This is a genomic window from Streptomyces sp. NPDC096324 (genome assembly GCF_044763015.1).
Taxonomy (GTDB): domain Bacteria; phylum Actinomycetota; class Actinomycetes; order Streptomycetales; family Streptomycetaceae; genus Streptomyces.
This window is the reverse complement of sequence record NZ_JBIWFK010000008.1, coordinates 67,672-79,881: the sequence shown is the minus strand read 5'-3', so window position 1 is coordinate 79,881 and position 12,210 is coordinate 67,672. Positions and strand designations below refer to the sequence as shown.

12 protein-coding genes are annotated in these 12,210 nt (G+C 69.9%); 6 read left to right on the top strand and 6 right to left on the bottom strand.

Going from position 1 to position 12,210, the window contains the following annotated elements:
* Window positions 1-166: 166 nt before the first annotated feature.
* A complete protein-coding gene (locus ACIQ7M_RS22840; RefSeq protein WP_403647151.1) occupies window positions 167-808 on the top strand; it encodes a precorrin-8X methylmutase in 642 nt (213 codons plus the stop codon).
* Between the two features lie 27 nt (window positions 809-835).
* Window positions 836-1,246 carry a DUF5958 family protein gene (locus tag ACIQ7M_RS22835; protein WP_403647148.1) on the top strand — a complete coding sequence of 137 codons (411 nt, stop codon included), beginning with the start codon at window positions 836-838 and terminating at the stop codon, window positions 1,244-1,246.
* A gap of 1,001 nt (window positions 1,247-2,247) precedes the next feature.
* On the opposite strand, the gene ACIQ7M_RS22830 is transcribed toward ACIQ7M_RS22835, so the two are convergent.
* The 3 genes from ACIQ7M_RS22830 to ACIQ7M_RS22820 form a co-directional block, all read right to left on the bottom strand.
* Entirely contained in the window at window positions 2,248-2,565 is a 318-nt protein-coding gene (locus tag ACIQ7M_RS22830) for a hypothetical protein (RefSeq protein ID WP_403647145.1), read from the bottom strand.
* Window positions 2,566-3,083: 518 nt separating this feature from the next.
* Window positions 3,084-3,926 (bottom strand): ATP-grasp domain-containing protein, encoded by an 843-nt coding sequence (locus ACIQ7M_RS22825; protein WP_403647142.1) that lies wholly within the window; start codon window positions 3,924-3,926, stop codon window positions 3,084-3,086.
* A 190-nt stretch (window positions 3,927-4,116) separates the two neighbouring features.
* The gene (locus ACIQ7M_RS22820) at window positions 4,117-5,319 is read right to left on the bottom strand and encodes a hypothetical protein (RefSeq protein WP_403647139.1); all 1,203 of its coding nucleotides are present in this window, start codon (window positions 5,317-5,319) and stop codon (window positions 4,117-4,119) included.
* A 434-nt stretch (window positions 5,320-5,753) separates the two neighbouring features.
* Between ACIQ7M_RS22820 and ACIQ7M_RS22815 the strand changes: the two genes are divergently transcribed.
* Window positions 5,754-6,446, top strand: a complete 693-nt coding sequence (locus tag ACIQ7M_RS22815; RefSeq protein ID WP_403647136.1) for a DUF4232 domain-containing protein — start codon at window positions 5,754-5,756, stop codon at window positions 6,444-6,446.
* A gap of 151 nt (window positions 6,447-6,597) precedes the next feature.
* Here the strand turns inward: ACIQ7M_RS22815 and ACIQ7M_RS22810 are convergent, their stop codons facing one another.
* Window positions 6,598-7,368, bottom strand: coding sequence for a cobalt-precorrin-6A reductase (locus ACIQ7M_RS22810; protein ID WP_403647133.1), 771 nt, complete (start codon window positions 7,366-7,368; stop codon window positions 6,598-6,600).
* 370 nt (window positions 7,369-7,738) lie between these two features.
* Between ACIQ7M_RS22810 and ACIQ7M_RS22805 the strand changes: the two genes are divergently transcribed.
* The gene (locus ACIQ7M_RS22805) at window positions 7,739-7,954 is read left to right on the top strand and encodes a dodecin (protein ID WP_103547697.1); all 216 of its coding nucleotides are present in this window, start codon (window positions 7,739-7,741) and stop codon (window positions 7,952-7,954) included.
* Between the two features lie 126 nt (window positions 7,955-8,080).
* Here the strand turns inward: ACIQ7M_RS22805 and ACIQ7M_RS22800 are convergent, their stop codons facing one another.
* Window positions 8,081-8,572, bottom strand: coding sequence for a hypothetical protein (locus tag ACIQ7M_RS22800; RefSeq protein ID WP_403647129.1), 492 nt, complete (start codon window positions 8,570-8,572; stop codon window positions 8,081-8,083).
* A gap of 247 nt (window positions 8,573-8,819) precedes the next feature.
* On the opposite strand from ACIQ7M_RS22800, the gene ACIQ7M_RS22795 reads away from it, so the two are divergent.
* The gene (locus ACIQ7M_RS22795) at window positions 8,820-10,199 is read left to right on the top strand and encodes a glycoside hydrolase family 43 protein (protein ID WP_403647126.1); all 1,380 of its coding nucleotides are present in this window, start codon (window positions 8,820-8,822) and stop codon (window positions 10,197-10,199) included.
* A 29-nt stretch (window positions 10,200-10,228) separates the two neighbouring features.
* Window positions 10,229-11,578, top strand: a complete 1,350-nt coding sequence (locus tag ACIQ7M_RS22790) for a jacalin-like lectin (RefSeq protein ID WP_403647123.1) — start codon at window positions 10,229-10,231, stop codon at window positions 11,576-11,578.
* Between the two features lie 60 nt (window positions 11,579-11,638).
* On the opposite strand, the gene ACIQ7M_RS22785 is transcribed toward ACIQ7M_RS22790, so the two are convergent.
* Window positions 11,639-12,190 carry an RNA polymerase sigma factor gene (locus ACIQ7M_RS22785; protein WP_403647120.1) on the bottom strand — a complete coding sequence of 184 codons (552 nt, stop codon included), beginning with the start codon at window positions 12,188-12,190 and terminating at the stop codon, window positions 11,639-11,641.
* Between the last annotated feature and the right edge of the window lie 20 nt (window positions 12,191-12,210).

Genomic DNA, 12,210 nt, shown 5'->3' with positions numbered 1-12,210 from the left:
GGGCCGGCGCTCGGAGCATGACCGGGGCGTGGGGTGTGGGCCGGTGGTCCCGGCCCACGCCCCGTCTTCCGCCCGCGCACCGGACGCCGTACCAGCCTGACCGGCCTTGCCCGAATCGCCGTCCGGGTCATGATCGGTATGCTCGCGCCCGGAACGACGTCAACGGATGAGCGAGAAGACTGTGTTCGACTACGAGAAGGACGGCGCGGCCATCTACCGCGAGTCCTTTGCCACCATCCGCGCGGAGGCGGACCTCGCGGCCCTGCCCGCCGACGTCAGCCAGGTCGCGGTCAGGATGATCCACGCCTGCGGCATGGTGGACCTGGTCGACGATCTCGCGTACACGCCCCAGGTGGTGGCCCGCGCCCGCGAGGCCCTGCGCTCGGGCGCACCCATCCTCTGCGACGTCTCCATGGTCGCGAGCGGCATCACGCGCAAGCGGCTGCCCGCGGACAACGAGGTGATCTGCACCCTCTCCGACCCGTCGGTGCCGGACCTGGCGGCAAAACTGGGCACCACGCGCAGCGCGGCCGCCCTGGAACTGTGGCGCGACCACCTGGACGGCGCCGTGGTGGCCGTCGGCAACGCCCCCACGGCCCTCTTCCGCCTCCTGGAACTGATGGAGGAGGGCGCCCCCCGCCCCGCAGCGGTGATCGGCGTCCCGGTCGGCTTCGTAGGCGCCGCGGAATCGAAGGCGGCCCTGGCCGAACACCCCTCCGCCCTGGACCACTTGATCGTACGGGGCCGCCGAGGCGGCAGCGCGATGGCGGCGGCGGCGATCAACGCGATGGCGAGCGAGCAGGAGTAGCCGAGAAAACCACGGGGGTGAACGCCGGTGCTGTACGCGCACGAGGTGCTCCTGAACGAGCTCGCGCAGGGACTCAGGCCAACGTCCGAGGGTGTCGACTGGTTCGAGGGCCTCTCGGAGGACGACCAACGGAAGGTCTTGCACGCGGTGGTGCTGTTCTGCCAGCAGGCCCGCGCTCGCGAGGACGACGTGCCGGAGAGCATCGCGCGTTCCGGCATTCGCCCGACGCATACGCCGGCGGTGATGCTCACGAAGTGGCGCTTCGGAATGGACCAGCTCCCGACCTACGAACTCACCAGGTCATTCCGCCTTCTCGTCGCCCTCTTCACCATCGCCGACACCCGCAGGCGGACGCTGTACTGCACCGAGGGGTGCTGCCACGCGTGGCACAACCTGCCGAGTCCGCCACAGGGAGCAGATACGCCTGCCAATGATTGATATGGATCTCGTAGTGCGCCTCGGCTCGCCCTGCGGATGACGGTTCCGGGAGGGCAGGTATTCCTGTGGCCCCGGCGGGATGTCCTGCCTCATGATCGGGCCCATGGATGCTGTCGTTCAGCGGGTGCTTACGTCGTGGACCAAGAAGTCGCGGGGCGGTACTGAAGCTGCCCGGAGGAACGCCGCTCCCACGGCCCTCTTGTTGCCTCCGGGGTTGAATTCTGCTCTGCACGAGGTCTCCATGTGCGAGTCCGAATCCTTCGTGCCTCGCATGCAGGTGCGGGATCTACTGAATCCCGGCACAGTCCTTCGCGAGATGGATGGGTTGCTGCGCGCGGACCCACCGGAAGTGACCATGTTCGGCATGCCTCGACGCAACCGACGCCCACCCGCCGTTCGCCTGGCTCCAGGTGAGTGGCTTCAGTGGCAGATCAACTACCGGTTCGTCGGAAGGTGTGGCGGTGAATGGTCCTACCGGCTGGAGACGTTCAACATCTTCTACGGTTCCGCGGAGCCCGGCGTGTTCTTGGGAGTCCCACCCCGCCGTGTGGATGAGCGCCGATCGCTGCGTTGAAGATGACGAGGACTTCAAGGGGCCCGCCGAAAAGGGAGACCTTGAAGTCCTCGTCATTTCACCCTTGATTCCATGTCGCCAGTGGGCGCGTGCCCGGAATCGGTGAAGAACGGCACCGTCCGGTGGATGGAGAGTTGAGGGTCGCTGTTCGTGGTCGTTGATGTCAGCGTTGGATGTCACCGGAACAACTGCGGGACTGGGCAGATCTCCAGGGGGTCGCCCGGCCGATCCGTCCAGTTCCACCAGACGTGCCGACCGGCACACTTCCACAGCGATCGGCAGGTCCGCCGGCCATCGTCCTCGCGCACGCAGAGCACGAGGCCGCCGGACTTCAAGAGCCGGCCGCACTCGGGACATGCCGGGATGTCACTGGTCATGCGCCGCACACTGGCCCGAGCCCCCGCCGCCAAGGACATCACAGACGTGATCACCCAATCGCTGTCCCCGCCTCGTGCAGCCGAACTCTCACCTGGCGGTTGTGCTCGACGTGGTCGACCACCTCACCGCGGATGCGTGCTCCTAGAACGGGCAGTCCCATCCCTTCGGGCATGGCAATGATCTCGGCCAACCCCACGGCTCCCGGAAGGCCGTCGAACCGGATGAACACGCCGAATGGCTGACGCCCGATCACCTCTCCCACGACAGAGGCCCCAACCGGAAGTGCGGCAATCGTCGCCGCCCAAACCTCATCCGCCGACAGCCCCGGCACCTCGGGGCGACGCCCTGGCCACGTGTACTCCTCCATGGACCGATCATGACCTGTCGAGAAGCTCGCGACTACTGTTTTGTATGGGCTCCCCGGGCCGACGTACGGCAGTCGGCCCGGCCAGATCATCGGCTGCTGGCACGGCTTGGCCAGGGCCGGCTTCCGCCCCTGCGGTCGGCTCAGTCGAGATACACGTACTGGTCGATGTCCAGCGACGCTCCGGCCCGGGCCGGCCAGGCCAGCAGGGCCGCGCTCAGCAAGATGCCCCTTCAGCTGCGGGTCCTCCGGGTCGCTGATCTCTTGGACGACCACGAGGGAGACGTCGGCGTCCTTCGAGTCGGCCAGGCACCCCAGCGCCTTGGCGAACTCCGGTCCCCAGGCGAGGACCACAGGTTCGAGATCCTCCGGTCGCCCGGACTCGCCAGGGGCCGGCACGTGGCGAATCGAGGTCTCGTGCTTGCGGGGTGGGGACTGGGGGCGCCTGCGGCTGCCGATCGCGGTCACTTCGTCCGCTTCGCCTGTCACGGCTGGACGCCCAAGTCCCTGCCTGCCGCTCCTCAGCCGGTGGGACGAGTGGTCTCGGGGGTGCGACAGAAGCGGCGGTCGTGGGCCGCCGTCCGGGTACGCGGGCCGGCGGCCCGCAGGACGACGTCCAGGGCCCGGTGGGGGTCGGCGGCGTAGGTGTTGCTGAACCACGCCATGTTCGCCTCGACCACCGCCCATTGATCGGCGACGCCGTGCTCGGGTGGGGTCAGGAGCCCGACGTCCACCACCACTGCGCTGGGCAGACCGTCGCCGCAGTCGGCCAGAAAATCCTTCGCGAACGCCAGGACGGCGTCCTCGTGGCGGTGGCCGTCGAGGGGCCGGGCGTCGAGATGGCCGAAGGTGGCGTACTGCGAACCCGTGCGGACCTCGCCGTCCAGGACGAAGAGTCGGAACTCCGTCGCCCAGGTCACCACATCGCTGATCTGCACCGGGACCTCGGGCGGCAGCTCGGGTCCCCTCGGGAGCCGGCCACCGTCGGCGTAGACAGCGGCCGGGAAGCTCTTGTCGGTCGGCGGCTTGACGAAGGCCGGTCGGGTCAGGTGACGGGCCTCGCCCAGGGTCGCCATGGCGATATGGCGTCCGGTGTACGCGGGGGGCACGGTGACCAGCCAGTCGTCGGAGGGCTCCAGGAGCGCGAGCTCGAGTTCGTCCACGACACCTGCCGCGAAGACGGGGCCGCCGTAGTAGTGGCCGCCGCGTCTCCCCGCAGCGGTGCCCGCGCCGCCCTGGGTGGGGAGGACTTCGACGTCCATGCCCCGCCGACGTGCCGACGTCGAGAGCAGCTCGGAGGTCGTGGTGTACTGCGGCGCCAATGCCAGGAAACCGTGCTTCGTCACGATCGATGACCATGCCATCGGTCCGGTCGGGCAGTCCACCGGATTCGGCCCCGCGCCCCGGGGCCCGACCGGATCCGCGGCCGATCGGAGTTTCGCGGACACCTGGCGGGTGTGGACCGTGACGTGCCGTCAACGGCGGTCATGTTTCGAGCGCGCTGTGGCGTGGGGATTTCGGCGTCGGGGCCGTTGTCAGTGGATGTGCGCGCCACTACGCGAAGTTCCATTCCTCTTGGGGCAGCGAGTGCCAGAGGTCGCGCCATTCGTGCAGCAGGAAGAGTGGTCGGGTCAGCATGATGTCGCCGGCCCACTGGGAACGGATCGCCAGGCCGAGGTCGGTGCAGATCGGGTCACCTGCGACGCTGAAGGACGGCCGCGCGGTGCGGTGGAGAAGCCAGTCCCCCAGCCGGGACGGCACGCAGCCGGTCAACGGCACGTCGTCGAGTCTCACTTGGGGGCCGTCGAGCGCGTTCACGGCCACGCATCCCAGGCGGTCGTCGCCGAAAAGGACTCTGATTCCGGTGGCGGCGAAGTCGGCGTGGACAAGCTGCTGCCGGCCACCATCGTGGGAGTGGGACGTCACGGTCGGCTGCTCGTCCAGGGCATCGATGATCTCCTCCAGCGTCATGCCGAAGTGCAGCGGGCCGACTCCGACGAAGGGCGTGAACGTCCACTCTGCGCGCTCCTCGCCCCGCGCGATCCGCCACGGCCCCTGATGTCCCGGCCGGCTTCCCGGGACAGCGACGGGTTCCTCGGGCGCAGGCTCAGACGGGGCCGCAGGATCAGACAGGAGCGCAGGCTCAGTCGCGGTCCAATCCGGGTGCCGGCGTCCGGGCAGTTCCTCGGCCGCGGTGTCGACCGGCTGCTCGGCCAGCCATCTCATCGCCGCCTCCTGGCCTTCGTCCCACGGATCCTCGGCCACCCCGCCTGCCTTGGCCAGGGTTGCGCGGCGTTCGTCCTCTGCCGCGACGAGGCCCTCGACGTCCTCGCCCCATGCCGCCAGGCGCTCCCGGGCGATCCATCGGTAGGAGGAGTCCGCACTCGTGGCCAGGACGGTGCGAACGAGCGGCGCGTGGCGCGGTATGGACGAGGCGAGCAGCGGATCGGCGAGCAGCAGGGCGGTGGCGGCGACGGCGGCCTCCCTCACCTGGGGATCGTCGTTCTCGCAGAAGGGCGCGACTCGGGAGTGGAGCGCCACTCGCGCTGCCCGTGTCGCGGCCACGTCCTGCGGTGTCCCAAGCTGCTCCGTGGCGTCCAGACGGGCGAGGTCCGCGAACGCGGCCACCCAGTTCAGCAGTTCGGCGCGCAGTGGCCGCTCGCCCGCCCTGCGCTCCCATCGCGCCGCGGCGAGGGTGCGTGGATCGTCGAGCAGGGTGGCGATGATCAGCGCGGCAGGGGCCGTCGCCGGGAACACACGCCCACGATTGAGAAGCAGCCGGTACAGGTAGCCCACGGCCCTCACCCGGTCTCCTGGGTCGGCAGCGAGCGTCGCGGCGAGAACGCTCCGCGTGTCGGGCACGCTGTGCCGGCCCGCGCAGACGTGCGGCAGCTCCTCCCCATTGGTACCGGTGAGTTCTGCGCGTGCCCTGGACGGCAGGGTGTCGGCGGAAGCATCCCAAGGTCGCGTGGGGGTCGTGTGATTCACGTCCGCAGTGTTCCAGCCGGATCTGACATCTGAGCTGCCGGTTCCCAGTACCGGCGGGAGGCGCGCGTGTCCTCCGTCGCCCCGGTCACCGTCACATTGTCACGAGCCTGTTCAGAGATCGCTCCCTCTCTGTGTGATCAGACGGCAGCCTCACTCCCATGAGGCACTATCACCGGGACATTCCGAATCCCGGGGGACTTCTCATGGCTCACACAGCTCGTTCACGCCGTACCACCGCCGCGCTCGCCGCTCTGTCGCTCGGCATCCTGGCGACCCTGACCGCATGCAACGGCGACGCCGAGAACGACGCGGCCGCCCCGGGAACCCACGCGAGCCCTTCTGCCACGCGTGCGGACGAGAGCACTGACACGCCCTCGTCGGCCGACCCGAGTGACAGCGGCAGCGGGAGCGGGAGCGGGAGCGGGAGCGGGAAATCCTCCGACAGCCCCAGCACCCCGTCACCGTCGAAGCCCGGGTCCGACGACGGCCAGGACGGAGGCGTGGGCATGTGCGAGACGGCCGACCTGAGCTACAACGTCACCGTGGCGTCCAGGCCCGTCAACCACGCCTTGCTGACCGCGAGCAACAAGGGCAGCGACCCCTGCCTGCTGTCGGCGAACGACCTGGTGATCACGATTCCGGGGCTCGACGGCGCCGCCGAACACATGGGCCCTGACGGCAAGGACTGGATTCTGAAGCCCGGCCAGAACGCGTACGCCGGGATCCTGTTCTCGCGCGCCGACACCGCAGGCGGCAAGAGCGCCGACAAAATGGAAGTGGCACTCGCCGCTTCCGAGGATCCGACGACCGTGCCGATCAACGATGGCCCCGTCACGGTCAACGACGGCCAGGTCACCAGCTTCTTCGGCACCGCCGAGGACGCACTGACCTACTGATCCGGGTCGGCTCCAGCCCTGCACCGTGCCGGAAGGGGAATCCGCGGCCGCGCTCTTCGCGTCCCCGGGCGCGTGGGACGCGCCCGGGGAAGGTTGCCGAGGAATGAGAGCACCCGGGCGAGTGGGTCGGCCGGGCGCAGGCACGTCGGACTCAATCGATGTCCGGGGACGCGCCCCGGTGGATCCGGTCGTCCAGCCAGGCGGCCGCCGCCTCCGGGTCGGGTGCGACCGGGATTCCGGTGGGTACCGGTGGTCTGCGGATCACGACCACCGGCACGCCCGCCTCCCGCGCCGCCGTCAGTTTCGGGGCGGTGGCCTCGCCTCCGCTGTCCTTCGTCACCAGTACGTCGATGGCGTGGCGCCGGAGCAGTTCCCGTTCTCCCTGGAGCGTGAAGGGGCCCCGGTCGAGCAGCACCTCGATGCGGGCCGGGGCCGGGGCCTGCGGCGCGTCCACGGAGCGGACGAGGAACCACAGGTCCTCCAGAGCCGCGAAGGCCGACAGACCCAGCCGGCCCGTCGTGAGGAACACCCTGCGGCCCAGTGAGGGCAGGAGTCCGGCGGCCTCCTCCAGGGAACCGGTCTCGTGCCAGACGTCGCCCGGTCCCGGGACCCAGCCGGGGCGCCTCAGGGCGAGCAGGGGAACGCCTGTGGTGGCCGCGGCCGATGCCGCGTTCGAACTGATCGTTTCTGCGAAGGGGTGCGTGGCGTCCACCACGGCGTCCACCGCCTGCTCGCCGAGCCATCGCGCCAGGCCCTCCGCACCGCCGAAACCGCCCATCCGCACCTCGCCGGGCGGCAGTCGTGGTGCGCTCACCCGTCCGGCAAGCGAGCTCGTCACCCTGAGGTCCTCCCGCCTCCCCGCCGCCAGGTTCTCGGCCAGCCGACGAGCCTCGGTCGTACCACCGAGGATCAGTACGTGCACGATGTCCGGTTCCTTCCGAGGAGTGCGGCATGAGCGATGAGGTGGGCCTTTGCCACGCATCACTCAAACACACCGACCGGCGGCCAGGACCGGCAGCGGCCCCGTCCCGGCTCGGCCCGGCGTGAGGCTCCTGTCGGTGCCAGTGGCCACGCCGTCACCGGCCCTCACGTCGGCAGCGGCCCCACGCCGTGCGTGCGCTCAAGCCGGCACCCACCCCACGCCCGTGCGTACGCTCGCCCCGGCACCGGCGTCACCCGGCTCCAGCGCCCCGCGTCACCCTCCACACCCCCGCCGTCTCGCGGAGCGCCACCCGGTGGGGCACCGTGGAATCACGCCAGGCACTCACGCCACGGCGGAGAGGAGCAGCCGCATGTCCGAGCACACCTACCGGGTCACCGAGATCGTCGGGACCTCTCACGAAGGCGTCGACCAGGCCATCCGCAATGGGGTCACCCGGGCCTCGCAGACCCTGCGCAACCTCGACTGGTTCGAGGTCACCCAGGTCAGGGGGCAGATCGAGAACGGGCGGATCGAGCACTACCAGGTCGGCCTGAAGCTCGGATTCCGGCTGGAGGACGCCGACTGACCCGACCCGCGCCCCACGGGTCCGCCCCGGCCCCCGGGAATCCCCCTCAGGTCCGCCCGCGGGGGAGCTCTCGGATCTCCCCCACGCCCGGGCATCCCCCCGGGCCCCGCCCGCCGGGAAATCCCCTCAGGTCCGCCCCTCCCGCTCCTGCGCGTCCTTCAGTGCCGCCGACGCGGCCGCCCACCGTGCCCGTACGACCGTGAAGCCGGCCCGCTCCGCCTCCTCGCACACGAATTCGTCGTCGTCGACGAGGACGCGGATCTCCCGGTCGCGGGCCAGCCGGCGAAGGATCTCCAGCTTGGTGCGGCGGGCGGGCCTGCGGTCGTCGTTGCGCCGCATCCAGATGCGCCCCTCGGGCAGGCCGTGCTCGGCCAGCCATTCCACCGTCGCCCGCCGGCATCGCTCGGGGCGGCCGGTCAGATAGACCACCTCGCAGTCCCGCGCGCTGCTCAGCGCGAGCGCGACGCCCTCCGCGAGCGGCGGATCATGAGGCGCCGCCGCGAAGAACGCGTCCCAGTCCCGCGGCGCGCGCTCCAGGAACCGCTGCCGGTGTGCGGTGTCCGCGAGCGTGCCGTCCAGATCGAACACGGCGAGAGGTCTGCTGCTCTGTTCCTTCACGCGGACCAGCCTAGACAGCGGCTCCGACAACACCTCCGGCAGCAGCCGGACCACAACCCCCTGCCCCGGGACCGCGAAGAGGCGTGAACACGCTCAACTTCCGTCTCTACAAGCTCTGTTCACATCACTGGCGGGCCCCTACCGTATTGCCCTGCACAGCATGTCGCACGGCATTCGGTATGTCGAACGGGGTGTCGGCCGAGGGGAGGGACACCTCCACCGCCGCCCCTCCACCGAGGAGACCGGCATGAACGACAGGCACGCTCAGCCCTCCCGGCGGGTCGCGCTGGGCGCGATGGCCGGCCTCACCGCCGCCTTCGCCCTCGGCGCCCCGGACGCCCGCGCCGCGGCCGCGACCGCCTATGTGATGGGCTACTTCACCGAGTCCCCGAACGGCGACGGAGCGGACTACGGCCTGCATCTGGCCGTCAGCGCCGACGCGCTCCAGTGGACACCGCTGAACCAGAACAACCCGGTCGTGACACCGACCGGCGGCACCGGCGGCCTGCGCGATCCGTTCATCCTGCGCAGACAGGACGGCACCTTCGTGGTGCTCGCCACCGACCTCAAGGGCACGGACTGGAGTCTGCAGAGCCAGTACGTCCACGTCTGGGACTCCGCAGATCTGCGGTCCTTCAGCGGCTACCGGCGCCTGAAACTGCACGACATGGCCACCCACAGCTGGGCACCCGAGGCCTACTGGGACGCGGGGCGGGGCCAGTACGGGATCATCTACTCCGCGGTCGACTCCACCGGCCACAACGTCATCATGGTCAACTACACGACCGACTTCGTGACCGCGTCGGCCGCGCAGGTCTTCTTCGACCCCGGCTACGACGTGATCGACGGGGACCTGGCCGTGGGCGTCGGCGGCGTGAACTACCTGTATTTCAAGAAGGACCAGACGCTGGTGGGCGCCCGGTCGACGTCTCTGAACCCGGGCAGCTTCACGGTGTTCAGCACACCGGTCTCCCACGGCGGCACCGAGGCACCGATCCTCGTCAAGTCCCAGTCGACGGGTACCTATTACCTCTGGGGCGACACCTACACGCCCAACGGGGTGTTCTACGCCTGGCAGTCGGCCGATCTCGCGAGCGGCACCTGGACGGCGGTCGACCAGCGGCTTTACACCCAGCCGCTGAACTCCAAGCACGCGAGCATCCAGCCGATCACCACGACGGAGTACGGCAACCTCCTCGCCACGTGGGGCGCCCCCGCCTGGAACCGGCTCAAGTCCTACAACTATCCGGCGCGTTACGTCCGGCACTCCAACTACGTCGGCCGGATCGACGCGTACCCGTTCGATCCGTACGCGGACGCGCAGTGGACGCTGGTGCCCGGACTCGCCGACACGGCCGGCGTCTCGTTCCGGTCGGTCAACCATCCGACGCGCTACCTGCGGCACAGCAATTACCAGATGGCACTCGACGCCGACGACGGGACCACGACGTTCGCGCAGGACGCCACCTTCCACCGTACGACGGGCCTGGCCGACACGTCGTGGTCATCCTTCCGCTCCTCCAACTACCCGGACCGTTACCTCAGGCACGCGAACTTCGTGCTGCGCATCGATCCGATCTCCACCACCACAGACAAGGCCGACGCCACCTTCTCGGTCGGTTCTTGACGTCCCCTCGTCCCCTGGAGACACCCCCGATGTCCCCTCTCCGCAGACTTCTCGCCGGTGCGGCCGCGGCAGCCGCCGCGCTCGGCGGACTCACCGCGGCCGCGTCCCCCGCCACGGCAGCCGACTCCGGCACCTTCAACGTGCTCAGTTACAACGTCGCCGGGTTGCCGGAAGGCATCTCCAGCGCGCCGACACCCCGCCAGAGCGCGACCACGGCGATCGGAGGACTCATCGCCCCCTACGACATCGTCCACGTCGAGGAGGACTTCAACTACCACGCGGCCCTGTACGCGGCGGACACGGCGCACGCCTACCGCACCCCCACCAGTGGTGGCGCGGGCATCGGCAGCGGACTCAACACCCTTTCGAAGATCGCGTACGACACCGACGACTTCGAGCGGGTCGGCTGGAACTCCTGCCAGCTCGACTCCGGCGACTGCCTCACGCCCAAGGGCTTCACCTTCACGCGCGAACGCCTCGCCGACGGCGTCTACGTCGACTTCTACAACGTGCACACGAACGCGGGCACCACTGCTGGCGACCTCGCCTCGCGAGCCGACAACCTCGCTCAACTCACCGCGTTCATCAACAGCCGTTCCGCGGGCAACGCCGTCGTCGTCATGGGCGACACGAACACCCGCTACACCCGGTCCGGCGACACCATCGCGGAGTTCGCCGCCGCCAACGGACTGGCGGACGCCTGGGTCCAGCTCGTCCGCGGCGGCACCGCGCCGGCCAAGGGAAGCGACGCCCTCGTCTGCGACCAGAGCGGCACCACCGTGCCCGACACCTGCGAGGTCGTCGACAAGATCCTCTACCGCGGCAGCAAGTCGGTCGCACTCAACGCGACGAGCTACCACAACGAACACACACGCTTCCTGACCTCCGACGGCCTCATGCTCTCCGACCACGACCCGATCACCGCGTCGTTCACCTGGTCCCGCGACAGCGCCTTCCAGCTCAGCGACCAGTTCGGCGGGCCGCACGGCGACCACTTCAACGACATCGTCCGGGTACCGGCCGGCGCCCGCGCGTCCGTGGTGTCCATCGGCAGCGGCTCACGGGTCGACCGGCTGGGGCTGACCCTGAGCGACGGCACCACGCTGACGCACGGCGGCACCGGCGGCACCGCCGCCTCACTGACGCTCGGCAGCGGCGAGTACGTCACCTCCGCGCAGCTCTGCGAGGGAGTGAAGGACGGTCATACCCGCATCTTCTACGCGAAGTTCACCACGAATCTCGGCCGGAGCCTGGCCGGAGGCACGACGACATCGGACTGCGTGACCCGCACCGCGCCGAGCGGCCGGCAGATCGCCGGCTTCCACGGCCGCGCGGGGGACGAGGTCGACAAGATCGGCTTCATCTACACCCGGCGCTGACCGGGCCATGGGCGCGTCTGACCCGTTCCCGCCGGGTTCTCCGGATCCGGCGGGAAAGGGTCAGGAGGCGTCCGACAGCCACGGCCTGACCCTCTTGCGTGCCTCGTGCAGACGGGACTTGAGCGTGCCGAGCGGAACGCCGACGCGCTCGGCGGCCTCCGCGTACTCGAGCTGGCAGATGTCCCGGTAGACCAACGGCGCCACCAGATGCGGGTGTTCGCGCTCCAGTCGCTCCAAGGCCTCCAGCAGGTCGACCCGGGAACCCGCGATGACACTCGTCGTCCGCGGATCGACGTACCACGCGGCGTCGATGGCCTCCGGCCGCTCGGCGGCCCGCCGCTTCAACTCGCGGTACTTCTGGCGGGCACAGTTGGCGACCACCGTGTACAGCCAGGTACTGAACCGGCTGCGCCCCTCGAACGCCGTTATGCTGCGCGCGACTTGGAGCAGCACGTCCTGGGCCGCCTCCTCGGCGTCCTCACGGCAGGGGAGGAAGCGCGCGCACCGGCGGACGACCTCGGGCCGGACCTGCCGGAGCAGGACGTCGAGTGCCGGCCGGTCGCCGGCCGCGGCCCGCCGCGCGAGTTCCTCGGTCTCCGCCGCGTCGCCCACCTGGCACTCCCCTCGATGCC